This is a genomic window from Streptomyces bambusae, from assembly GCF_019400985.1.
GTDB classification, from domain to species: Bacteria; Actinomycetota; Actinomycetes; order Streptomycetales; family Streptomycetaceae; genus Streptomyces; species Streptomyces bambusae_A.
The window spans coordinates 1-24597 of record NZ_WTFF01000028.1 but is presented as its reverse complement, the minus strand read 5'-3'; the positions used below and the strand labels follow the sequence as shown (position 1 = coordinate 24597).

General features: G+C 74.4%; 11 protein-coding genes. 3 read left to right on the top strand and 8 right to left on the bottom strand.

Annotated elements, in window-relative coordinates:
• Nucleotides 1-122: 122 nt before the first annotated feature.
• Complete coding sequence (locus tag GPJ59_RS07020; protein WP_219665576.1) at nucleotides 123-854, top strand: hypothetical protein; 732 nt, start codon at nucleotides 123-125, stop codon at nucleotides 852-854.
• Here the strand turns inward: GPJ59_RS07020 and GPJ59_RS07015 are convergent.
• Genes GPJ59_RS07015 through GPJ59_RS07000 form a run of 4 tightly spaced genes read right to left on the bottom strand, consistent with a single transcriptional unit; the run spans nucleotide 820 to nucleotide 3499 of the window.
• Nucleotides 820-1278: a lasso peptide biosynthesis B2 protein gene (locus GPJ59_RS07015; RefSeq protein WP_219665575.1), complete on the bottom strand. Its 459-nt coding sequence runs from the start codon at nucleotides 1276-1278 to the stop codon at nucleotides 820-822. The genes GPJ59_RS07020 and GPJ59_RS07015 overlap by 35 nt on opposite strands.
• Nucleotides 1275-1532 carry a lasso peptide biosynthesis PqqD family chaperone gene (locus GPJ59_RS07010; RefSeq protein WP_219665574.1) on the bottom strand — a complete coding sequence of 86 codons (258 nt, stop codon included), beginning with the start codon at nucleotides 1530-1532 and terminating at the stop codon, nucleotides 1275-1277. Before GPJ59_RS07010 ends, GPJ59_RS07015 begins: the two co-directional genes overlap by 4 nt.
• Complete coding sequence (locus GPJ59_RS07005; protein WP_219665573.1) at nucleotides 1529-3352, bottom strand: asparagine synthase-related protein; 1824 nt, start codon at nucleotides 3350-3352, stop codon at nucleotides 1529-1531. The genes GPJ59_RS07010 and GPJ59_RS07005 overlap by 4 nt, the downstream gene beginning before the upstream one ends.
• A 27-nt stretch (nucleotides 3353-3379) precedes the next feature.
• The gene (locus tag GPJ59_RS07000) at nucleotides 3380-3499 is read right to left on the bottom strand and encodes a keywimysin-related RiPP (RefSeq protein WP_219665572.1); all 120 of its coding nucleotides are present in this window, start codon (nucleotides 3497-3499) and stop codon (nucleotides 3380-3382) included.
• A gap of 212 nt (nucleotides 3500-3711) precedes the next feature.
• On the opposite strand from GPJ59_RS07000, the gene GPJ59_RS06995 reads away from it, so the two are divergent.
• Both GPJ59_RS06995 and GPJ59_RS06990 read left to right on the top strand, forming a co-directional pair.
• Nucleotides 3712-4254, top strand: coding sequence for a hypothetical protein (locus tag GPJ59_RS06995; protein WP_219665571.1), 543 nt, complete (start codon nucleotides 3712-3714; stop codon nucleotides 4252-4254).
• Complete coding sequence (locus tag GPJ59_RS06990) at nucleotides 4251-6209, top strand: ABC1 kinase family protein (protein WP_219665570.1); 1959 nt, start codon at nucleotides 4251-4253, stop codon at nucleotides 6207-6209. Before GPJ59_RS06995 ends, GPJ59_RS06990 begins: the two co-directional genes overlap by 4 nt.
• Nucleotides 6210-6293: 84 nt before the next feature.
• On the opposite strand, the gene GPJ59_RS06985 is transcribed toward GPJ59_RS06990, so the two are convergent.
• From GPJ59_RS06985 to GPJ59_RS06970, 4 genes are read right to left on the bottom strand one after another with little or no spacing between them, the layout of a single operon-like run.
• Nucleotides 6294-7088, bottom strand: a complete 795-nt coding sequence (locus GPJ59_RS06985; protein ID WP_219665569.1) for an ABC transporter permease — start codon at nucleotides 7086-7088, stop codon at nucleotides 6294-6296.
• Nucleotides 7085-8113 carry an ATP-binding cassette domain-containing protein gene (locus GPJ59_RS06980; RefSeq protein WP_219665568.1) on the bottom strand — a complete coding sequence of 343 codons (1029 nt, stop codon included), beginning with the start codon at nucleotides 8111-8113 and terminating at the stop codon, nucleotides 7085-7087. The genes GPJ59_RS06985 and GPJ59_RS06980 overlap by 4 nt, the downstream gene beginning before the upstream one ends.
• A gap of 45 nt (nucleotides 8114-8158) precedes the next feature.
• Complete coding sequence (locus GPJ59_RS06975; RefSeq protein WP_219665567.1) at nucleotides 8159-18406, bottom strand: non-ribosomal peptide synthetase; 10248 nt, start codon at nucleotides 18404-18406, stop codon at nucleotides 8159-8161.
• 15 nt (nucleotides 18407-18421) lie between these two features.
• Nucleotides 18422-24577 (bottom strand): non-ribosomal peptide synthetase, encoded by a 6156-nt coding sequence (locus tag GPJ59_RS06970; protein ID WP_219665566.1) that lies wholly within the window; start codon nucleotides 24575-24577, stop codon nucleotides 18422-18424.
• Nucleotides 24578-24597: the final 20 nt, after the last annotated feature.

The following is a 24597-nucleotide window of genomic DNA, read 5'->3' as shown; positions in this document are numbered from 1 at the left end:
CCCCGGCACACCGGCCGACCAGGCAATGTCACCTTCCTGCCAAGGTTGTGACGGTCCGTTCGGCAGGACAAGATCGCCGCCTACGCTCCCTTGCGACCACTCACGAGGGAAGGCTTGGGGAATTGCGCAACCGAACCACGCTCGCCGCCGCCACCGCCGCCGGGATGCTGTCGCTGATGTTCACGGCCGGCAGCGCCACCGCCGCCTCCGCTGCCGGGAACACCGCCGCGCCGGGCGCGCAGGCCGACGCCACGTCCTGCGGCGAGGTGCGTCTGACCGGCGAGCTGCCCGCGCCGCCGGCCGGGATGGCCGTGCAGCAGCAGGTCACGATCGGCGAGGACTGCCGGCCCGTCCTCGGCGAGGTCACCTTCGTACCGGCACGCGCCGGCGCGGCGGCGAAGACCAAGGCCGCCGCCGCGCCGGCGGGGGTGGCCGCGGCGGAGACGGCCGCCGGGACCACGCGTCAGTTCAAGAGCTGGAACGAGATGTTCGACTGCTGCAACATCCGGATGACGGGCCTGTACACGGCCTCGCAGTGGACCACGGACGGCAGCCGCATCACCACGGCCTCCACCGAGGCCACGCAGCAGTGGAACCGCGAGCCGTGGAACGCGGGGTGGAACCTGAAGTCCGCCACGCAGAACACCGACTGCGCCGAGAACTGCGACGTCTCACGCACCGAGGCGCACGCCGATTTCACCTACAAGGGAATCTTCGACGTCACGGGAAGCTGGTACGCCAACACGCACCACTCGTACGTCGACCTGAATGCGGACGGCACGGCGACCTGCCGTTTCGACGTCCAGCTGCGTCACAGCTTCATCGGGTGGAACTGGCAGCGCGGCTGCCAGTGACCGGGCGGGGCGCGGCCACCGAGATCAGCCGCGCCCACCTGGCGTGATCGCCCTTCTCACCGATGAGCCTGCCATCGGCCTCCACCCACGCGTGGGGGCTGAACGGCGGGCTCATCAGCGTTCCCACGCACCACGTGGGCCAGCTGCCCCCGAGCCGGCAGGTCAGCGCCACGGCCACGGACCGGGGCAGACAGCTGCGCTGCCCGTTCATCAGCAGGCTGGACGCGAGCACGAGTTGCCTGGCCTCGGTCGCCTGCGCCTCGGTCGCCGGGACCGCGCCGCGCGCGATCCGGGTCAGAGCCCGCTCCAGCCGGTGCGGGGCGAGGCGGGTGAGCAGGCGGGCGGCTCCGACGGCCGTACGGGCGGCCAGCCGGCGGTGCAGCGGAAAGCGGGCCCGCGGCGGCAGGGCGGTGGTGACGCTCACGCGGCCACCACTCCCGCCTCGGCCATGGCGGCCAGCACCGCGTGGACGTCCGCCGCGGCGCGCTCGGCGTCGACGTCGTACTCCTCGGTGAGGCGGCGGGTGGCGTCCTCGGCCCGTCCGCCGTCGAGCAGGGCGCCCACGATCGTCGCGGAGGTGGGGTTGAGCTGCCAGTAGGCGCCCGACTTGGTGTCGAGCAGCACGGCGCCGTACTCGGTGGTGGCGAGCTTGAGGTACTCGCGGTGGACCAGCTTCATGCCAGGGCTCCTTGGGTGTTCGCGGTCGTACGCAGCCACATCTCGGTGGCGAGGGTGGCCAGGAAACGGTCGTCGCGCAGCTGCGGTGAGGACGCCGCCGTGCACAGGCGGCGCAGCTCGGCCTCGTCCACCAGGCCGGCGCGGCCCAGCAGGCTGTCCTCCCACAGGCCGGTCAGCGCCGCACGGTTGCGGTAGAGGCCGGCGGCCACGTCCTGGATGCCGTCGCCCTTGGTGGCGCGGGACAGGGAGCGGCGGGGCACGAGCCCGTCCATCGCGCGCACCAGCAGCGGCTTGTACGCCCAGGGGTCGACACGGTCCTCGACGCGGACGGAGAAGGCCGCGTCCACGACCTGGTCGTCCAGGTAGGGGGCGGACATCGGCACTCCGGCCGCCCGGCCGGCGTCCTCGATGGCCTGGTTGTCGCGGGCCAGCCGGTGGAGGGCCGCCAGTTCGGTGTGGCGCCCGGGGGTGGGCCCGTACGGCTCGGCGGTGGGGACGGCTGCGGCCAGCTCCCGCTCGACGGTGCGCAGACAGTCCTCCGTCAGCCAGGAGGCCACGGAGGGCTGCCGCAGCCAGCCGAGAGCGGGACCGCCGGACACCGGTTCGGGTACGTCGCGCAGCGAGACGGCCGCCAGGGCCGCACGGTATCCGCGTCGGTCGGCGAGCTGGCGGACGACCGGGGCCAGCGGCCAGGAGAGCAGCGCGCGGAAGCCGCTGAGGCGGCGCAGGGCGAGCAGCGGGTGGCGGGCGACCAGTGCGTGCAGGTGGTGCGGGAGGCCGACGAACAGGTTGTCCCCGCCGTTTCCCGTCAGGTGCAGCCGGGAGCCCCGGGCGGCCATCTTGGCGGTCAGGACGGTGACGCGGCGGCGGGAGGCCACGAGCGGGCTGGGGGCGTCGAGGCGCAGGCCCGGGTCGTCGAACCCGTCGTAGAAGGTCGGCAGTTCCTCGTTGGGCAGGATGTAGTGCTCGACACCGGGCAGGTCCTCGGCGGCCCAGCGGGCCCACCGGCCGTCCTCGTTGAAGGCCTCGTCGCCGGTGGAGGTGCACGCGATGAGCCGTGCGCGGGAGTCACGGGCGGCGAGGAAACACACGGCGGTGGAGTCCAGGCCGCCGGAGAGGTCGGTGCTGATCAGCCCGCCGGGGGCGGTACGGACGTCCACCGCGGCCAGCAGTGCCTCCCGGACGCCTGCGGCGCCGCGGTCCATGGGTGTGCCGGGCTCCGGGGGCCGGTGCCAGCGCCGATGGGACGGGACGCCGTCGGGGGAGGCCAGCAGGGCCGTGCCCGGAGGGACGGCGGTGACGGCCGACCACAGGGGGCGCTGGTCGAGCGGGGCGGGCGCGCCCAGGAGGTGAACGGCCAGGGCGGCCGGGTCCGGTTCCAGGTCCGCCAGCCGGGCGAGTGCGGCTGCCCGGTCACCGGCGACGAGGGTGCCGCCGGTGCGGGTGTGGAAGACGCGCCGGGCTCCGTAGGCGGAGCCTTGGACGCGCAGCGCGCCGTCCACGGAGGCGAGCAGGTGGAACTGGCCCGGAAGGGTGAGGGCCGGCTCGTCCAGCTCGGCCGGGTCGCGCAGCAGGCCGGCCCGCCGGGTGAGCGTGCCGGCCGCGGTGTGGGGGAAGGTGCCCATCAGGGCGAGGGCGGTGCGGCCGGCCCGTGCCACGAGCAGGTCGGCCGGTTCCCACCGGCCGACGATCCAGTCGCGTCCGGAGGCGTGCGCCACGGACGACAGGCCCGGCAGATCCTCGCGCAGGTGCCGGGCCACGGCGAACGCTGCCTCGTTGTCAGGGAATACGAAGAAGAACGGTGCGCCGCGGTCCGGCATCGTCAGCTCCTGCGGAAAGAACCGGACTTAGAACCAGCCACCGACGTGGTTCCAGTCCCAGCCGCCGATCGGGAGGCCCATTCCGGTGTCGGCACGGAAGGAGCCGGCGACCGCGAAAACGGGGGTCTCGTAAGTCTTCTTCATCATGGTTGTTTCCTTTCGGTTGACGGGAAACGAATCCCGGCGGACTCGTCGCTTGCCGAATCAATTTCGCAAGGGGCGACCGGTGGCTCAACGCGCTTGTCCGGTTCGGGCCGGGGTGGCAGCAAGCTGACAGCGCGACGGAAATGGACCGATTCATTCCATAGAATTCCGGATCCGGTTGCGCACCTTACGATCAGATTGGCAGCCTCAACGACATGACGACACACGTCAGCACCCCGGCCCATTCGGCGGCACTCGCCACGCCGCCGCCACCGAGGTGGGCGGTGTGGGCCGCCCATGCCGTCCCGCTGATCGCGTTGCCATCCACCCTGTGGCGGCTGGCCATGACCGTCGGCGTGCCCGTCGGCTACAGCGAGGAGGTGCTGCGCACCGACTACGACCTGCCCGGCATCGGCTATCTGATCCTTCCGCTGATCTCCCTGGTCCAGGAGGGCGCGGCGCTGCTGACGCTGGGTCTGGTCCGGGACTGGGGGCTGGTCGCGCCGCGCCGGCTGCCGTTCATCGGCGGGCGGCCGGTGCGCGCCGGGGCGGCCGTGACGGTGGCGCTGTTCGGCGCGCTGGTCATGACCGCCGTCACGTTCAGCCAGCTGATGATCTGGGACACCGTCGACCAGGGCAATCTGACGGGCACCGACCGCGCCGTCATGGGCTGGCTGTACGCACCGCTGCTGCTGTGGGGGCCGCTGCTGGCGCTGGTGACCCTCTCGTACGCCTTCCGGCGCCGACAGCAGCGATGAGCACGGCCGTTCTCGTCCTGCTGGCCGCGCTGTCCCTGACCGTCTTCGTCGCAGGCCTCGCCTCCGGGGCCCGGCGGCTGCTCGGCGTACGGCTGGGCAAGGGCCGCGCGGTGCTGACGGGCAGCGTCGGGCTGGCCTCGGGCACGCTGGTCAGCTACCCGCTGCGCGACGTGCAGCCCCTCGCCCTGATCTCGCTGGAGATCGGGGTGTCGCTCGTGGTCGCCATGCTGTTCCTGGCGGCCACCGAGGTGCTGGTGCCGTCGGGTGCCGTGCGCGGGCTGGTGCGGCTGCCCGGCTCGCTGCGCCGCAGTGTCGCCCGTACGCGGCGCTACGGCCGGCTCAGCCGGATCTTCGTCCGGCACGGGCTCGGCCGCTTCGTCAGCGGCCGCTCCCGGCGCGGGCCGGACGCCGCCGCCGAGCGCGCGGCGCTCGCGCCGTCGCTGAAGCTGGCGCTGGAGGAGGCCGGGGTCACCTTCGTCAAGCTGGGGCAGGTGATGTCCACCCGCTACGACCTGCTGCCGCCGGAGTTCATCGAGGAGCTGAGCTCGCTCCAGGACCAGGCCTCCCCCGAGCCGTGGGAGGCCGTCGAGCGGGTGCTGCACGAGGAGTTGGGGGCGCCGCACGGCGAGGTGTTCGCCGAGTTCGACCCCATCCCGGTGGCGGCCGGGTCGATCGCGCAGGTGCACCGGGCGCGGCTGGCGTGCGGGAAGCAGGTCGCCGTGAAGGTGCAGCGGCCCGGGGCGCGCGACATCGTCGTGGACGACCTGGACATCCTCTACCGGTTCGCGGCCCGGCTGGAGCAGCACACCGACTGGGGGCGCAGCGTGGGCGCGCTCGCGCTGGCGCAGGGGTTCGCCGTGTCGGTCCAGGAGGAGCTGGACTTCCGTATCGAGGCCCGCAACACGCTCTCCGTGGCGGCGGCGATCGAGGCGGCCGGCGGGGACTCGGTGATCCGGGTGCCCGAGGTCCACGAGGACCTGACGGGCAAGCGGGTCCTGGTCACCGAGTGGATGGCGGGTACTCCGCTGCACAGTGTGTCGGGGCTGCTGGACGAGCGCGGCCTGGACCGGCAGGCGCTGGCCAGCGCCATGCTGGAGTGCCTGCTGGGGCAGATCATGACCAGCGGTGTCTTCCACGCCGACCCGCACCCGGGCAACCTTCTGCTGCTGGACGACGGCCGGCTCGGCATGCTCGACTTCGGCTCGGTCGGCCGGATAGACCGCTCGCTGCGCGGCACCCTCAGCGGCATGCTGCTGGCGCTGCACCGCGGCGACCCGGCCGGGCTGTCGGACGCGCTGCTGGCGCTGGTGGTGCACCCCGAGCACATAGACGAGCGGAAGCTGGAGCGGGCCCTCGGGCAGTTCCTGGCACGGCACTTCGCACCGGGGATCAAGCCGGACCGGGAGATGTTCGCCGACCTGTTCGCGATCGTCTCGCGGCACGGCATCAGCGTGCCTCCGGAGATAGCCGCAGTCTTCCGGGCCCTGGCCACCATGGAGGGGTCCCTGGACCGGCTGGTGCCGGGCTTCGACATCGTCGCGGAGGCGCGGTCGTTCGCCGTCACCCAGCATCTGCGCAAGCTGCGGCCGGAAGCCCTGGGCCGGTCGGTGACCGAGGAGCTGCTGGGGCTCGTCCCCATGCTGCGCCGGCTGCCGCGGCGCATCGAGCGGATCGGTGCGGCGATGGAGGGCGGCCAGCTGACGGTCGGCGTACGCCTGTTCGCGGACGCCGAGGACCGCAGGTTCCTGCGCTCGCTGGTGCACGAGGTGCTGCTGGCGTTCCTGGGCGGGGTGATCGGGCTGGTCGGGGTCCAGCTGCTGCGCACGGAGGGCGGTCCGATGCTCGGCAAGGGCTTCGGGCTGTTCGACCTGTTCGGCTACAACCTGCTCGTGATCAGCTCGGTGCTGGTGGTGCGGGTGCTGTTCATGATGATCGGCTCCGGCCACCGGCGCTGAACCGCGCAGCCGGCCGAGGAGGCCCGGCCCCCGGACGGGGGCCGGGCCTTCCGCGTCGTCGGGGTGGGCGCCGGCGTACGGGGCTCAGCGCCGGGCGGCGGCCCGCTGGTAGGCGCGGCCGGCCAGTGGGACGACCACGGCGAGCAGGGCGAGCAGCACCACGAGGGCGGCGATCACCGGGTGTTCGGAGGGGAAGGCGCCGCTGGAGGCGCCGCGCTCGTTGCCGAACAGGTCGCGGGCGGCGGAGACCACCGCGCTGACCGGGTTCCATTCCACGACCACCCGCATCCAGCCGGGCAGGCCCTCCGGCGGCACGAAGGCGTTGGAGAGGAAGGCCAGCGGCATCATCACCACGCCGGAGAGCGCGCTCACCGCCTCCGGGCTGCGCAGGCTCAGGCCCACGAGGGCGCCCAGCCACGACATCGCGAAGCCCATCAGGAGCAGCAGCCCGAAGCCGGCCAGGGTCTGGAGGACGCCGTTGTGCGCCCGCCAGCCGATCAGGTAGCCGACCACGGCCATGATCGCGCTGGTCCAGCCGACCAGGACGAGGTCGGCGGTGGTGCGGCCGAGCAGCACCGAGGAGCGGGAGATCGGCAGCGCGCGGAAGCGGTCCACCAGGCCGTTGTTGAGGTCCTCGACCACGCCGATGGCGGTGGTGGTGAGGTTGGCGAGCATCACCTGGGCGAAGATGCCGGCCATGATGTATTCCTTGTAGCCGCCCTGGCCGGGTACCTGCATGGCGCTGCCGAAGAGGTAGCCGAAGACGAGGACGAAGGCCACCGGCATCACGGTGATGCCGAGCAGTTGCTCCGGCATCCGCCGGATGTGCCGCATCTGGCGGCCCGCGAGTGCGAACGAGTCGCTGAGCACCTCGGTCATGCCGCCTGCATCTCCTTCTGCTGCTCGGCCTGCGCGGCCTGGTCGTCCTGCTGCGCCGGCCCGGTGGGCCCGGCCGGGTCCTCGTCGGCGCCCCGCTGGCCGGTGAGCGCCAGGAAGACGTCGTCGAGGGAGGAGCGGCGGACCGCGAAGTCCTGCGGCTCGATGCCGAGCCGCTCCAGGCCGGTGGCCGCGGCGGCGATGGTGTTGACCCCGCCCGCCAGCGGCACCGAGACCGTGCGGCTGTCCCGGTCCACGACCGGCTCCTGCGGGGAGACGTCGGCGAGCACCCGGGTGGCGGCGGTCAGGTCGGCGAGGGAGGCGACCGAGACCTCCAGGCGCTCGCCGCCGACCTCGCGCTTGAGCTCGTCAGGGGTACCGTCGGCGATGACCACGCCCTTGTCGATGACCGCGATCCGGTCGGCGAGCTGGTCGGCCTCCTCCAGGTACTGGGTGGTGAGCAGCACGGTCACGCCGGCGTCCACCTGCTCCTTGATCATCTCCCAGAGGGCGAGGCGGCTGGTGAGGTCCAGCCCCGTGGTCGGCTCGTCCAGGAAGAGCACCGGTGGGGCGGCCACGAGGCTCGCGGCGAGGTCGAGGCGCCGGCGCATGCCGCCCGAGTACGTCTTGGCCATCCGGTCGGCGGCGTCCACCAGGGAGAACTTCTCGAGGAGTTCGTCGGCGCGGGCCCGGGCCCCCTTGCGGCCCAGGCGCAGCAGGGTGCCGATGAGCTGGAGGTTCTCCCGGCCGGTGAGCCGCTCGTCGACCGCCGCGTACTGGCCGGTGAGGCCCACGTTGGCACGGATCAGCTTGGCCTGGGTGGCCAGGTCGTAGCCGGCGACGGTGGCGCGGCCCTCGTCCGGGTCGAGCAGGGTCGCGAGGATGCGCACGGTGGTGGTCTTGCCCGCCCCGTTGGGCCCGAGCACCCCCAGGATGGTGCCCGCGGGCACCTCCAGGTCGATGCCGTCGAGCGCCTGGTGGTCGCCGTAGCGCTTGCGGAGGCCTTCCGCCGAGATTGCCGTTTCCATGACGGCCACTCCTTTGCTGCGTTGCGTCTGTGTGGTCGGGGCGGGTCAGCGGACGGAGGCCGGCTGACCGGCGAGCTTCTCGAGGACGACCCGGCCGATCTCGGCCGCCGGTTCCGGCTGGAGCAGGTGTCCGTGGTGCGCGTGCACCGGGTGGGTGGTGATGGCGCCGGCGACGTACGGCTCCCAGGCGGCGACGGAGTCCACCGCCTTGGCCGCCGGATCGACGGCGGCGGCCGTGGAGACGAAGAGCAGCAGCTCGCCGTCGAAGCGGCGCGGCCGGTAGGCGGCGCTGAGCACGTGGTTGTTGATGCCGACCTTCACGAAGGCCGAGATGTGGTGCTCCTCCAGGCTGCCGAGCGCGCTGTCGCGGCTCCGGATCAGCTCCATCGCCCGCTGGTGGTCCAGGGGCTGGGAGCGCAGCTCGTCGAGGTCGTACCCGACGAAGTCGAGGAGGGTCTCCAGGACGTCCCGCTCGGTGGGGAGCGTGTAGTCGTCGTCCTTCCAGGACTCGTCGTACGGGGTCTGGTCGAGGTTGGCCAGCAGGGCCACCCTCTCCCCCGCCTCGGTGAGCTGCGTGGCGATCTCGTGGGCGACGAGGCCGCCGAAGGACCAGCCGACGAGGTGGTAGGGGCCGGACGGCTGGACCGAGCGGATCTGCTCGACGTAGTCCGCGGCCATCTCCGTGACGCTCGTCGCGATCGCGCCCTCGCCGTTCAGGCCGCGGGCCTGGAGGCCGTAGACCGGGTACTCGGCCGCGATGTGCGCCAGCAGGGTCGAGTACGGCCAGCTCAGGCCGCCCGCGCCGTGGACGCAGAACAGCGGGGGCCGCTCACCGCCCGTGCGCAGCGGCAGCAGCACCTCGAAGCCGTCGCCGTCCTGGCCGGTACCGAGCTTGTCGGTGAGCTGGGCGACGGTCGGCGTCTCGAAGATGCCGCGGTTGCTGAGCTTGACGCCCATCACGGAACGGATGCGGCTGACCAGCTGGATGGAGGTGATGCTGTCGCCGCCGAGCTCGAAGAAACTGTCGTCGATGCCCACCCGGTCGACCCCCAGTACTTCGGCGAACAGGCCGCAGAGGACTTCTTCCTGGGCCGAGCGGGGACCACGGCCGGCGGGCGCGGTGTCGGTGCCCGGGGCGGGGAGCTGCTTGCGGTCGAGCTTGCCGTTGACGGTGAGCGGGAGGGCGTCGAGGGCGACGAAGGCGGCCGGGACCATGTAGTCGGGCAGGGCGGCGCCGATGTGGGCGCGCAGGGCGTCGGTGTCCAGGACGACGCCCTCGGCGGGGACGACGTAGGCGGCCAGGCGCTTGATGCCGGGGGTGTCCTCGCGGACGACCACGGCGTTGTGCGCGACCGAGGCGTGGGTGGCCAGGACCGTCTCGATCTCACCGAGCTCGATGCGGAAGCCGCGCACCTTGACCTGGTCGTCCGACCGGCCCAGGTACTCCAGCTCCCCGTCCCGCGTCCAACGCGCCACATCACCGGTCCGGTACATCCGGCTGCCGGACGGACCGTACGGGTCGGCCACGAACCGCTCTGCCGTCAGCGCGGGCCGGCGCAGGTAGCCACGGGCCAGGCCCGCACCGGCGATGTACAGCTCGCCGGCCACGCCCGGGGCGACCGGACGCAGGGCCGCGTCGAGGACGTACGTACGGGTGCCGGGGATCGGGGTGCCGATGGCCGGCACTCCCCGGTCGGCGGTCAGCGGGGCGGACGTGGTGGCCACGACCGTGGATTCGGTGGGGCCGTAGGCGTTGACCATCCTCCGGCCCGGAGCCCAGCGGTCCACCAGCTCGGCGGAGGTGGCGTCACCACCGACGATCAGCGTGCGGAAGGCCGGGAACTCGCCCGTCGGGACGCTGGCCAGCGCGGCCGGCGGGATCAGGGCATGGGTGACCTGCTCGGCCGTCAGGACCTCCGCGAGGACCTCACCGGCCAGCGGACCCGCCGGCGGCACGACCAGCGCCGCACCCGCGGCGAAGGTCATCACCAGCTCCAGCACCGAGGCGTCGAAGCTCGGCGAGGCGAACTGCAGCACCCGGCTGTCCGCGTCCACCGCGAACCGGTCCAGCTCCGCCGCCGCGAAAGCGGCCAGACCCGCGTGCGACACCACGACACCCTTCGGGCGACCGGTCGAACCGGACGTGTAGATCACGTACGCGGGGTGGCCGGGGGCGACCGGGACGGCAGCCGGGCGGGCCGTGGACTGCCCTGCGGTGTCGGGCAGTTCGCGCAGGACCAGCACCGGGCGGGCGTCGTCCAGCATGTACGCGATCCGCTCGGCCGGGTACTCCGGGTCCACCGGAAGGTACGCGCCGCCGGCCTTCAGGACGGCAAGTTGGGCGACCACGATGTCCACCGAACGCGGCAGCACCAGCGCCACCACGCCCTCCGGACCCACACCCTGACCCGTCATCCAGTGCGCCAGGCGGTTCGCCCGCGCCTCCACCTCCGCGTACGACAGCACCAGGCCGCCGGACACGAGCGCCGGAGCATCCGGCGTCGCGTCCACCGCCGCCTCGAACAGACCGTGGAACGTCACCGGAGCCAGACCCGGCTCGGCGCCGACCGCCCATTGCCCCAGCACCCGCTCCCGCTCGGCCCCGGTCAGGACCTCCACCGCGCCGACCCGGAGCTCCGGATCCGCCGCGACCGCGTCCAGCACGGCCACCAGACGCTGTGCCAGCGCCTCGGCCGTCGCCCGGTCGAACAAGTCCACCGCGTACTCGACACTGCCCTCCAGACCCGACCCCGCCTCCGCGAGCTGGAAGGTCAGGTCGAACTTCGCCGCGTCGAAGCTGATGTCCTCGGGGGCGATGGTCAGGCCGCCGAGGCCGAGGGTGGCCTCGCCGGTGTTCTGGAAGGCGAGCATGACCTGGAAGAGGGGGTGGCGGGCCATGGAGCGCTCGGGGTTGAGGACCTCCACGAGTCGCTCGAAGGGCACGTCCTGGTTCGCGTACGCCGCCAGGTCCGTCTCCCGGACCCGCTCCAGCAGCTCCCGGAAGGTGGGCTCGCCCGACACGTCCGTCCGCAGGACCAGGGTGTTGACGAAGAAGCCCACGAGCTCGTCCAGGGACTCGTCGGTGCGGCCCGCGATCGGGGAGCCGAGCGGAATGTCCGTGCCCGCGCCGAGGCGGTGCAGGAGCGTCGCCAGGGCCGCCTGGACCACCATGAACAGGCTCGTCCCCGAGGTCCGGGCCAGCGCGTCCAGGTGGGTGCGGGTGTCCTCGGAGACCCGGAACGGGACCGTGTCGCCGCGGTAGCTCATGCGGGCCGGGCGGGGGCGGTCCGTGGGCAGGGGCAGTTCCTCGGGGAGGCCCGCCAGGGTGGTGCGCCAGTGGTCGACCTGCCGCGACAGCTCGCTCACCGGGTCGTCCTCGTCGCCCAGGATCTCCCGCTGCCACAGCGTGTAGTCGGCGTACTGGACCGGCAGCGGCTCCCAGGCGGGGGCCGCGCCCGCGGCGCGGGCGGCGTACGCCTCGCCGAGGTCGCGGGCCAGCGGGCCCATGGACCAGCCGTCGCCCGCGATGTGGTGGACGACGAGCAGCAGGACGTGCGTGGTGGCGTCGACCGTGAACAGGTGGGCGCGCAGGGGCAGGTCGGCGGCCAGGTCGAAGCCGCGGGAGACCTCGGCGGCCAGCGCCTCGGCGTCGTACGGCGCCGTCTGCAGGACCGGACGTGCGGCCTCGGGCGCCAGGATCAGCTGGCGCGGGCGGCCGTCGGTGTCGGGGAAGACGGTGCGCAGGCTCTCGTGGCGCGCCACGACGTCTCCCAGCGCGGCTTCGAGGGCCGCCGCGTCGAGGGCGCCGGTGAGGCGGACGGCGAGCGGCATGTTGTACGTGGCGCTGGGCCCCTCGAAGCGGTCGAGGAACCACAGCCGCCGCTGGGCGGGCGACAGCGGGATCTCCGCGGGGCGCTCCCGCACGGCCAGGGCGGGGCGGCCGGTGCCCTGCTCGCCGAGGCGCTCGGCCAGAGCGGCCACCGTCGGCGCCTCGAAGAGGGTGCGGACCGCGGTCTCCGCGCCCAGGCGGGAGCGGATGCGGCCGGTGACGCGGATCGCGAGCAGCGAGTGGCCGCCGAGGTCGAAGAAGCTGTCGTCGATGGAGACCTGCTCCAGGCCGAGGATCTCGGCGTAGATCTCGCACAGGGCCTTCTCGCGCGCGGTGCGCGGGGGGCGGCCGGCCGGGCCGGTACGCGGTCCGGGCGCGGGCAGGGCCTTGCGGTCGAGCTTGCCGTTGACGGTCAGCGGCAGCTGGGGCAGGGCGACGTAGGCGGTCGGGACCATGTAGTCGGGCAGCCGCTCGCCGAGGGCGTGGCGCAGCCGCCCGGGCTCGGGGGCGTCCGCGCCCTGGGCGGGGACGAGGTAGGCGACGAGCTCCTGGATACCGGGGCGGTCCTCGCGGACGACCACGGCGCTCTGGGCGATGCCGGTCAGCGTCTCCAGGGCGGCCTCGATCTCGCCGAGCTCGATGCGGAAGCCGCGGATCTTGACCTGGTCGTCGGCGCGGCCGAGGCAGTCGATCCGGCCGTCGCGGGTCCAGCGGGCGCGGTCGCCGGTGCGGTACATGCGGGTGCCGGGGGCGCCGTACGGGTCGGCGGTGAACCGCTCGGCGGTCAGGTCCGGGCGGCGCAGGTAGCCGCGGGCCAGGCCGGCGCCGGCGAGGTACAGCTCGCCGGGGACGCCGGGCGGTACCGGGCGCAGGGCCGTGTCCAGCACGTAGGCGCGGTAGTTGGCGAGCGGGCGGCCGACCAGGACGCGGTCGCTGTCGGTGACCCGCTGGCCGAGTGCGTCGACGGTGGCCTCGGTGGGCCCGTACAGGTTGTACGCCACCAGGCCCGGGGTGCGGGCGAGTTCACCGCGCAGGGCCTCGCCGAGCGCCTCCCCGCCGAGGCTGACCAGGAGCGGGCGGATGCCGTCCTCCGTGGTGATGCCCAGCTCGTGGAGCTGCTGGAAGTGGCCGGGGGTGGTGTCGATGTGGTCGAGGCCGCCGACCCGGCGGGCGTAGGCGAGCAGGGCGGCGGGGTCCTGGCGGGCTTCGTCGTCCATGAGGTGCAGCTCGTGGCCGGCGACCAGCCACAGCAGCGGGTCGATGGCGGCGTCGAAGGAGAACGACGCGGCGAGGGCGACCTTGAGGCGGCGCTGTCCGGCGGCAGCGATGACGTCGGCGTACAGCCGGTCGAAGTGGTCGTGGAAGAGGTTGGCGACGCTGCGGTGCTGGACGGTGACGCCCTTGGGGCGGCCGGTGGAGCCGGAGGTGTAGATCACGTACGCGGCGCTGTCGGGGTGGCCGGCGCCGGGCGCCTCGTCGGGGCCGAGGTCGTGGTCCGGCCAGGCGCGGTCGCGGTCGAGGGCGTGCAGGTCGGCGACGGAGGCCAGTTCGGTGACGGGCCGCGCGTCGTCGAGGACGTAGGCGATGCGCTCGGCCGGGTAGGACGGGTCCACGGGCAGGTACACGGCGCCGGCCTTCATGACGGCGAGCAGCGCCACGATGTGCTCGGCGGAGCGCGGCAGCCGTACGGCGACGGCCTGTTCGGGGCGGACGCCGTCGGCGACGAGCTGGCGGGCGAGGCGGTTGGCCCAGCCGTTGAGGGCGGCGTAGCTCAGCCTGACGTCGCGGAAGACCAGGGCGGTGGCGTCGGGGGTGCGGGCGGCCTGCGCCTCGAAGAGCCGGGGCAGGGTGTCGGCCGGGTACTCGCGGGAGGTGTCGTTCCAGCCGTCGAGGACCTGGTGGCGCTCCTCGGGGTCGAGGACGTCCACGGTGGACAGCGGCCGGTCGGGATCGGCGACGAGGTCGGCGACCAGGCGGACCAGCCGGTCGGCGAGCGCCTGGGCGGTCTCGCGGTCGAAGAGGTCGGTGGCGAACTCGATGCCGCCTTCGATGCCGTCGGGGGTGCCGTCGGCGGTGAAGCGCTCGGCGAGGACGACGGAGAGGTCGAAGTTGGAGGTCTTCAGGCCCACGGGCCGGGCACCGGTGCGGACCCCGTCGAGGTCGAGGGCGGCCTCGGCGTTGTTCTGGAAGGACAGCATGACCTGGAACAGCGGGTGCCGGGCCAGGGAGCGGCCCGGGTTGAGGGTCTCGACCAGCTGCTCGAAGGGGACGTCCTGGTGGGCGTACGCGGCGAGGTCGGCCTCCCGGACCCGGTCCAGCAGTTCGCGGAAGGTGGGGTCGCCGGAGACGTCGGTGCGCAGCACCAGGGTGTTGACGAAGAAGCCGACGAGCTCGTCGAGGGCCTGGTCGGTGCGGCCGGCGACGGGGGTGCCGAGGGGGATGTCCTCGCCGGCGCCGAGGCGGTGCAGCAGTGCGGCGAGCGCGGCCTGGGCGGCCATGAAGACGCTGGCGCGGGAGGCGCGGGCGAGGCCGGCGAGCGCCTGGTGGGTGGCGGCGTCGACGGTGAGGTCCACGGTGTCGCCGCGGTAGCTCGTCTCGGCGGGGCGGGGGCGGTCGGCGGGCAGCGCCAGCTCCTCGGGGAGGTCCGCGAGGGTGGTGCGCCAGAAGTCGATCTGGCGGGCGAGTTCACCACCGGGGGTGTGCTCGTCGCCGAGGACCTCCTCGCGCCACAGGGTGTAGTCGGCGTACTGGACGGGCAGCGGCTCCCGGGCGGGGGCCCGGCCGGCGCGGCGGGCCCGGTACGCCTCGCCGAGGTCGCGGGCCAGCGGCGCCATGGACCAGCCGTCGGCGGCGATGTGGTGGACGACCAGCAGCAGGACGTACTCGGTGCCGCCGAGCGCGAACAGCCGGGTGCGCAGCGGGAGGTCCCTGGTGAGGTCGAACTCCTTGCCGGCGGCCGCGGCCAGGGCCCGGTCCAGCTCGTCGTCGGCGACGCCGATGACCGGCAGGGCGGGGACGGCGTCGGCCGGGTCGAGGACGTGCTGGCGGGGGTGGCCGTCGGTGTCGGGGAAGACGGTGCGCAGGGCCTCGTGGCGGGCCACGACGTCGCCGAGGGCGGCGCGCAGGGCGGGGACGTCCAGTTCGCCGGAGATCCGTACGGCCATCGGCAGGTTGTAGTTGCCGCCGGCGTCCTCGAAGCGGCCGAGGAACCACAGGCGCCGCTGGGCGGGCGAGAGCGGTACGGCGTCGGGGCGGGGCCGGGCGGTCAGGGCCTGGCGGGCGCGGCCGGCGCCGGCGATCGCCGCGTCCAGGGCGGCGACGGTGGGGGCCTCGAAGAGGGTGCGTACGGGGATCTCCGCGCCGAGGCCGGCCCGGACGCGGCTGACCAGGCGGGTGGCGAGCAGGGAGTGGCCGCCCAGGTCGAAGAAGCTGTCGTCGATCGAGACCTTCTGAAGTCCCAGCACGTCGGCGAACAGCTCGCACAGCCGGGCCTCGCGGGCGGTGCGGGGGGCCCGGCCGGCGGCGGCCGCGCCGTCGGGCACGGGCAGGGCGCGGCGGTCGAGCTTGCGGTTGGGAGTGAGCGGGAGCTCGGTCAGGGCGACGTAGGCGGAGGGCACCATGTAGTCGGGCAGGGCGGCGTCGAGGTGGGCGCGCAGCTCGTCGGAGCCGGGCACGGTGCGGCCGTCGGCGGGGACGAGGTAGGCGGCGACGGTCTTGATGCCGGGGCGGTCCTCGCGGGCGATGACGGCGGCCTGCGCGATCGCGGGGTGGGTGGTGAGCGCGGCCTCGATCTCGCCGAGCTCGATGCGGAAGCCGCGGATCTTGACCTGGTGGTCGGAGCGGCCGAGGTAGTCGAGTTCGCCGTCGGCGGTCCACTGCACCACGTCGCCGGTGCGGTACATGCGCGAGCCGGCCGGGCCGTAGGGGTCGGCGACGAAACGCTCGGCGGTCAGGCCGGGCCGGCCCAGGTAGCCGCGGGCCAGGCCCGCACCCGCGAGGTAGAGCTCGCCGGGCACACCGGGCTGGACCGGGCGCAGCGCGCTGTCGAGGACGTAGGTGCGCGTGTTACGGATGGGGCGGCCGATGGTGGGGCGGGCCGGCCAGGCGTCGGTGTCCGCGGGGAGGGTGGCGGCGGTGACCACGTGGGTCTCGGTGGGCCCGTAGTGGTTGTGCAGGACGCGCCCCGTGCCGTGGTGGAAGTCGCGGATCCGCTTGCTCAGGACGAGGGCTTCACCGGCCTGGGCGAGGTGGCGCAGGCCGGGCAGCTCCAGGCCCTGGCCGACGGCCTCCTCGCAGAGGGCGTCGATGACCAGGTTGGGCGCGTACACCTCGTTGATCCGCTGGTCGGCCAGCCACTGGACGAAGGCGGCCGGGTCGCGGCGGGTGTCCTCGTCGGGGACGACCAGGGCGCGGCCCGAGAGGGTGGTGGAGAGGATCTCCTGGGCGGAGACGTCGAAGCTGATGGCGGTGAACTGGGCGGTGCGCACGCCCGGTCCGCCGGGGAGCTCCGCCTCGTGCCAGCCGATGAGGTTGGCGAGCGGGGCGCCGGGCATCGCCACGCCCTTGGGCCGGCCGGTGGATCCGGAGGTGTAGATGACGTAGGCGGGGGTGAGCGGGGTCAGCGGCGAGGTGCGCTCGGCGTCGGTGACCTCGCCGTCGGGCAGGGCGGCGAGTTCGGCGGCCGTGGCCTCGTCGTCCAGGAGCAGCAGCGGGGTGGCGGCGTCGCCCGTCGCGGCGGCGATGCCCGGCCCGGTGGCGTGGTCGGTGACGACGAGGGCGGGCCGGGCGTCGCCGAGCATGTGGGCGATGCGGTCGGCCGGGTAGCCGGCGTCGACGGGCAGGTAGGCGGCGCCGGACTTCAGTACGGCCCACAGGGCGGCGACCAGGTCGACGGAGCGGGGCAGGGCGAGGGCGACGGTCCGCTCGGGGCCGGCGCCGCGGGCGATGAGCAGGCGGGCCAGGCGGTTGGCGCGGGCGTCGAGCTCGCGGTAGGTCAGGGCGGTGCCGGCGAACTCGACGGCTACGGCGTCGGGGTGGCGGTCGGCGGTCTGCCGGAACAGGGCGGGCAGCGGGAGCAGCGGGCCCTCGTGGGCGGTGTCGTTCCAGGTGCCGAGGACCTGCTCGCGCTCGTCGCCGGTGAGCAGGTCGAGCCGCCCCACGGGGGTGTGCTCGGCGCCGGGCAGGGCGGCGAGCAGGCGCAGCACGCGCTCGCCCACGGCCCGCGCGGCGGCGGTGTCGAGGAGGTCGGGGCGGTGGCTCAGCTCCAGAGCGAGGGTGTCGCCGGCGTTGACCAGCAGGCTCAGCGGGTAGTGCGTGCCCTCGTGGCTGCGGCCGTCGACCACGCCCAGGCCGCCTGCGGAGCGGCGCAGGCCCTCGGTGTCGACGGGGTAGTTCTCGAACACCAGGAGGGTGTCGAAGAGTTCGCCGGCCGCCGGGGTGAGGCGCTGGATGTCGCCCAGCCCGAGGAACTGGTGGTCCATCAGGGCGGCCTGCTGGTCCTGGAGGCGCTCCAGCAGGGCGCCGACCGGCTCGGCCGGGTCCAGGGCGACCCGGACCGGCAGGGTGTTGATGAACAGGCCGATCATGGACTCGACGCCGGGCAGCTGCGGCGGGCGGCCGGAGACGGTGCCGCCGAACACGACGTCGTCGCGGCCGGTCAGCCGGCCCAGGACGATCGCCCAGGCGGCCTGCACCACGGTGTTGACGGTGATGCCGCGCCCGCGCGCCCAGCGGGCCAGTTCGGCGGTGGCGGCGGCCGGCAGCTCGACGCGGGTCAGCGCGGGGGCGAGCGGTGCGCGGCCGGCGTCGGGAGCGGCGAGCAGGGTGGGCTCCTCCACCCCGTCCAGGGCCCGGCGCCAGGCGTCCTCGGCGGCGGTGCGGTCCTGGGCGGCCACCCAGGCGAGGTAGTCGCGGTACGGGGCCACGGCGGGCAGCGCCCGCTCGTCGGAGCCGGACTTCAGCAGCCCGTACAGCTCGAAGAGCTCGCCGATGAGCAGGGCCCGGGACCAGCCGTCGAGCAGGATGTGGTGCGCGGTGACGAGGAACTGCAGGCGCCCCTCGCCCAGGTCCACGAGGGTGAAGCGGATCAGCGGCGGGCGCGCCAGGTCGAAGCGGCGGGCGCGGTCCGCGGCGGCGATCTCCTCGGCCGCGGCGGCCCGCTCGCCGGCTGGTCGGCCGGACAGGTCGGTGACGGTGAAGTCGGGTGCCGTCTCGAAGGGGATGAGCTGGACCGGCTCGCCGTTCTTGCGGTGGCGGAACGCGGCGCGCAGCCCCGGGTGCCGTCGCAGCAGGGCCGCGCAGGCGGAGCGCAGGTGCTCGGTGTGCACCCCGCCCTCGATGTCGAGGACGAACTGCATGGTGTAGACGTCGGGGCCCTGCTCGTCGTACTGCGCGTGGAACAGCAGGCCCTGCTGGAGCGGGGAGAGCGGGAGGATGCCCTCCAGGCGCGGCTTCTGCTTGGTCATGTCGCTTCTCTCCACTCAGAACTCGAAGTCTTCTTCGAACGCGTCGATCTCGTCCTGGTCGAGATCGAGCAGCGGGGCCGGTCCGGCCGCCGCGGGGCGCGGGGCCACCGCCTGTACCGGCCGGGCCGCGGGGTCCGCGGCGTGGGCGACCAGGGCGCGCAGCGCCCGGAACCAGCCCTCGGCGAGCGCGGCCACCTCGGCCTCGGTGAACAGCTCCTCGGGCCAGCTCCAGGAGGCCACCAGGCGGGGGCCGCCGGGACCGTCCTGGGCCAGTGAGTTCAGCTCCAGGGCGTGTGCGGCGGGCATCGCGGCGTCGCTGCCGCCGAGGCCCCCGTCGCCGTTCTCGCCGTTGTCGCCGTTGTCGCCGCCGGCCCCGTCCCCGGCGCCGAACCGGCCCAGGTAGTTGAAGCCGATCTGCGGGTCGGGGAGTGCGGCCAGGACGCCGGCCGTCTCCGGGTTGAGGTGGCGCAGCAGCCCGTACCCGGCGCCGTTGTCGGGCAGCTCGGCGAGCTGCCCGGCCACGTGGGCCAGGGCCCGGCCCGCGGCGGGTCCGCCCGCGTACAGCGCCTCCCAGTCGCCGTCGGGGACGGCGGGGTCGAGGCGGACCGGGAAGAGGCTGGTGAACCAGCCGACGGTGCGCGAGATGTCGGCGTCCGGCAGGACGCCGGCGAGCAGCTCCTCGCGGCCGTGGCCCTCCAGGTCGAGCAGGACGCCCTGCTCGCGCAGCCGTCCGCGGCCGCGGTCCCAGTCGGTGACGGCCAGCGCGAACGCGGTGAGCAGCACCTCGCCCACGCCGGTGCCGAGCGCCGTGGGCACGGTGGTCAGCAGCGGGCCGGTGGTCTCGGCGGGCAGCGTGATGCTGTACTGCCGGGCCGTGGCGGCCACGTCGCGGGACGGGTCCAGCGGCCGGGCGCCCAGCGCGGGCTCCCGGTAGCCGCTGAGCATGCCGGTCCACACCGGGAGTTCGGCGGCCCGTTCGGGGGCGAGCGCCGCCCGGGCCAGGCCCCTGGCCCAGGCCCGCAGGGAGGTCCACACCGGTTCCAGTACGGGCTCGCGGCCGGCGGCGACGGCCTCGTAGGCGGCCATGAAGTCGGGCATCAGGATCCGCCAGGACACCCCGTCGACCACCAGGTGGTGGACGATCAGCAGCAGCCGGCCCAGCTCCTGCGGTCCGGCGTCGAACCAGACCGCCTGGACCATCAGCCCGGCGTCGGGGTCGAGCCGGTCCTGCGCGGCGCGGCCCTCGGCGTGGACGCGCTCGGCCAGGGCGGCCTCGTCCAGGCCGGCCACGTCGATGCGGTGGACCACGTCGGCGGCCCGCAGCGTTCCCTTCGGCGGGACGTGCAGGACCCAGTCGGCGGCCTCGCGCACCAGGCGGGCGCGCAGCGCGTCGTGGTGGTCGAGCACGGCCTGGACGACGGCGCGCAGCGTGTCCTCGGTGAGGCCGCCCGGCACGGGTGCCGCCACGGACTGGTTGAACCCGTCGATGCGGCCGCCCAGTTCGCGCAGCCAGCGGATGATCGGGGTGGCGGGCAGGGCGCCGATCGCCGGGTCCGCGCCGTCCGGGTCCGGTGCGAGCAGCTGCTCGGCCGGGGACTGCGGCAGCGCGGCGGCGAGCGCCTGGACCGTCTTGTGCTGGAACACCTCGCGCGGGGTCAGCACCAGGCCGGCCAGCCGGGCCCGGCCCACCAGCTGCACGGAGGTGATGCTGTCGCCGCCGAGGGTGAAGAAGCTGTCCTCGACGCCGACCGCGGGCAGGCCGAGCACGTCCGCGAACAGGCCCGCGAGCAGTTCCTCGCGCGGGGTGGCCGGGGCCCGGCCGGCGGGCCGGTCGGTGAAGTCGGGCGCCGGCAGCGCCTTGCGGTCGAGCTTGCCGTTGGTGTTCAGCGGCAGCGCGTCCAGGGTGACGAACACGGCCGGAACCATGTAGTCGGGCAGGTCGGCGGCGGCGTGGGCGCGCAGCTCCTGCGCGCCCGGCGCCGGGCCGTCGGCGGCCGGGACGACGTACCCCGCCAGCATCTTGGTGCCGGGGCGGTCCTCGCGGACGACGACCGCGACCCGGGAGACCTGCGGGTGCCGGGCGAGGACGGCCTCGATCTCGCCGAGCTCGATGCGGAAGCCGCGCACCTTGACCTGGAAGTCGGTCCGGCCCAGGTACTCGATGGTCCCGTCGTGGCTCCAGCGGACCAGGTCGCCGGTGCGGTACATCCGGGTGCCGGGGGCCCCGTACGGGTCGGCGGTGAAGCGCTCGGCGGTCAGGCCGGGCCGGCCCAGGTAGCCGCGGGCCAGGCCCGCGCCCGCGAGGTAGAGCTCGCCGGGCACGCCGGGGGCGGCCGGGCGCAGCGCCCCGTCGAGCACGTACGCGCGGGTGTTCAGGATGGGGCGGCCGATGGACGGGGCGGCCGCGGTGCCGTCGAGCTCGGCGGTGGTGGACCAGATCGTGGTCTCGGTCGGCCCGTACACGTTGAGCACCGAGCGGCCGGCCGCGGCCATCGCCTCGGCCAGGGCGCCCGGGACCGCCTCGCCGCCGACCAGCATCCGCAGGCCCGCGAGGGCGTGCGGCACCTGGTCCGTGAGGCTCTGCCACAGCGACGGGGTCGCCTGCAGGACGGTGCCGGCGTGTCCGGTGATCAGCGCGGCGAGCGCCTCGGGGTCGAGGACCTCGTCCTTGCCCGCGACGACCACCGCGGCGCCGGCCAGCAGCGGCAGGTACAGCTCCAGGGCGGCGATGTCGAAGGAGACGGTGGTGACCGCGACCAGCCGGTCCGTGCCGTCCATCGGCACCCGCTCGGCCATGTCCGCCAGGAAGTTGTCCAGGGCGGCGCGCGGGACGACCACGCCCTTGGGCCGGCCGGTGGAGCCGGAGGTGTAGATGGCGTACGCCGGGGTCCGCCCGTCGGCCCGCACGGACGCGGGGGTGCCGGCCGGCCGGGCGGCGAGGGCCTCGCCGGTGGCCGGGTCGTCCAGCAGCAGCGCCGGAGTGCCGGTGGCAGGCAGCGCCGCGGCGGTCGCGGTCGTGGTCAGCAGCAGCGAGGGGCGGGCGTCGTCGAGGACGTAGCCCAGCCGCTCGGCCGGGTGCTCGGGGTCCAGCGGTACGTAGCCGGCGCCGGACTTGAGCACCGCGAGCAGGGCGACCAGCAGGTCGGCGCTGCGCGGCAGGGCGACGGCGACGTACGCCTCGGGGCCCGCGCCGCGGTCGGCGAGCAGGTGCGCCAGGCGCGTGGAGCGCTCGTCCAGTTCGGCGTACGTGAGCCGGTCCGGGCCGCAGATCACCGCGGTGGCCCCGGGGGTGGCGGCCGCCTGGCGGGCGAACCGCTCGGTCAGCGGTTCCAGGTCCGGCTCGGCCTCGGCCCGGCCGGCCCAGTCGACCAGCACCCGCTGCTCGTCGGCGGCGGGCAGCAGCCGCAGCCGTCCGACGGGGGTGCCGGCCTGGCCGGCCGCCTCGCCGAGCAGCCGCACCAGGGTGGCGGCGATGTCGTCGGCGCGGGCCGTCCCGATCAGGTCGGGGCGGTGGGCGAGGTCGAGTCCGAGGGAGCGGCCCAGGCTCACGGTGAGGCTGAGCGGGTAGTGGGTGCTCTCGTGGTTGTCGCCGCCCACGATGCCCAGGCCGCCGGCGGCGCTGCGCAGCCCGTCGGCGTCGAGGGGGTAGTTCTCGAAGACGACGAGGGTGTCGAAGAGCTCCCCGAGGCCGGTGACCCGCTGGAGGTCGGCGAGCGGCAGGAACTGGTGGTCCATCAGCCCTGCCTGCTGGGCCTGGAGGCGGTCCAGCAGGGCGCCGAGCGGCTCGGCCGGGTCGAGGGCGACCCGGACCGGCAGGGTGTTGATGAACAGGCCGACCATCGACTCGATGCCGGGGACCTGCGGCGGGCGGCCGGAGACGGTACCGCCGAAGACCACGTCGCTGCGGCCGGTGAGCCGGCCCAGGACCATCGCCCAGGCCGCCTGGACGACCGTGTTGACGGTGACCCCGCGCTCGCGCGCCCAGCGGGCGAGCGCGGCGGTCTCGGCCTCGGGCAGCTCCAGGCGGATGTGCTCCGCCCGTACCGGGGCGCGGGAGGGGTCGGGCGCGGCGACCAGGGTGGGCTCCTCGAGCCCACCGAGGACCTCCTGCCACGCCGCCTCCGCGGCGTCGCGGTCCTGGCCGGCGATCCAGCCGAGGTAGTCGCGGTAGGGGGTCACGCGGGGCAGCGCGGAGGCGTCGCCCCGCTCGGCGTACAGGGTGAACAGCTCACCGAGGAAGACCGGCATGGACCAGCCGTCGAGCAGCAGGTGGTGGTGGCTGACGATCAGCCGGTGCCGGTCGGCCGCGGTGGAGGCGAGGGTGAACCGCATCAGCGGGGGCGCCGCCAGGTCGAAGCGCCGGGTGCGGTCCTGCGCCACCAGGCGGTCGGCCGCGGCGTCCCGCTCCTGGGCGGGCAGGCCGGTCAGGTCGACCTCGGTGAACGGCAGCTCGAAGCCGGCCGGCACCGCCTGGACGGGGGCGTCCAGGCCCTCGTGGCGGAAGGCCGCGCGGAGGCCCGCGTGCCGGGTCAGCAGCGTGTGCAGGGCCGCGCGCAGGGCGGGCCGGTCGACCGCGCCCTCGATGTCGAGGGTGAGCTGGACGGTGTAGACGTCCTCGCCCTCGGTGTCGTAGACGGCGTGGAAGAACAGGCCCTGCTGGAGCGGCGAGAGCGGCAGCAGGTCGGCCAGGGGGCCGTGGTCGGCCTCCAGCGCCTCGATCTGCTCCTGGGTCACGGACACCAGCGGACGCACGTCGGACGGGGTCAGACCGGCGTTCCCGGTGGTCGCGGCGTGGGCGGCCAGGGCGCGCAGCGCCTCGAACCAGCCCTCGGCCAGGACCTGGACCTCGTCCTCGGTGAACAGGGCGGCCGGCCAGGACCAGTCGGCGGTCAGGCGCGGGCCGTCGGCGTGGTCGAGGGTGACCGCGTTGACATCCAGCGCGTGGGCGAGGCGCATGCCTGCTTCGCGGCCGTCGCCGAGGTCGGCGTCGGAGCGCAGGGCCCAGTCCGCGCCCGCGCCGTCACCGGCGGTGGCGTCGAAACGACCCAGGTAGTTGAACCCGATCTGCGGGGCCGGCAGCTCCGCCAGAACGGCGGCCGCCTCGGCGTCGGTGTACCGCAGGACGCCGTAGCCGATGCCGTTGTCCGGCAGCGCGTGCAGCTGCTCCTTGACCGCCTTCAACGACCGGCCGAGATCGGTGCCGGTGCCCGCGTCCAGGCGGACGGGGAACATGCTGGTGAACCAGCCCACCGTGCGCGAGACGTCCGCGCCGTCGACCACGGCCTCACGGCCGTGCCCCTCCAGATCCACCAGGACCTCCGTGGAGGAGCCCCCGCGCCAGGCGGAGACCGCCAGCGCGAAACCGGTCAGCAGCACGTCGTTGACCGTGGCCCGGTACTTCGCCGCGACCTCGGTCAGCAGCCCCGCCGTCACCTCCGACGGGAGCGACAGCGACAGGTGCCGCAGAGTGGACGCAGTGTCCACTTCGGGGTCGAGCGGGCGGGCGCCGATGAGCGCATCCTGAGTGACCGACTGGGCCTGCCAGAGCGGGAGTTCGGCCGTGCGGTCCAGCGCGGTCAGCTGCTCGGCCCAGCGGCGGAACGAGGTCCCCACCGGCTCCAGCTCCACGCCCTCGTAGGCCTGGGCCAGATCCGGCAGCAGCACACGCCACGACACACCGTCCACCACCAGGTGATGGGCCATCAGCAGGAGGCGCTGCTCGTCCTCGAACCACACCGCCTGCACCATCACACCCGCGTCGGGCGACAACCGCAACTGCGCGGCACGCGCCTGCGTGGTGATGTCCTCGCCCGGCAGGGCGACCCGCAGCACGTCGGCGGCCCGGACCGAGCCGGCCTCGGCGACGTCCAGGTTCCAGACGCCCTCGCCCCGCACCAGACGGGAACGCAGCACGTCGTGGTGGTCCAGCACCCTCTGCACAGCATCCGCCAGCCGCTCGAACGTCGCACCGGCCGGGGTCTGCACCAGCATCGCCTGGTTGAACCCCTCCACCGGACCACCCAGCTCACGCAGCCACCCCACGATCGGGGTCTCCGCGACCAGGCCCAGACCCGCCTTCGGGTCCTCGGTCGCCGTGCCGGTGGCGGACGTGGCCACGGCCGCCAGCGCCTCCGGCGTGCGGTGCTGGAACACCTCACGCGCCGAGAACACCAGACCCGCCTTACGCGCCC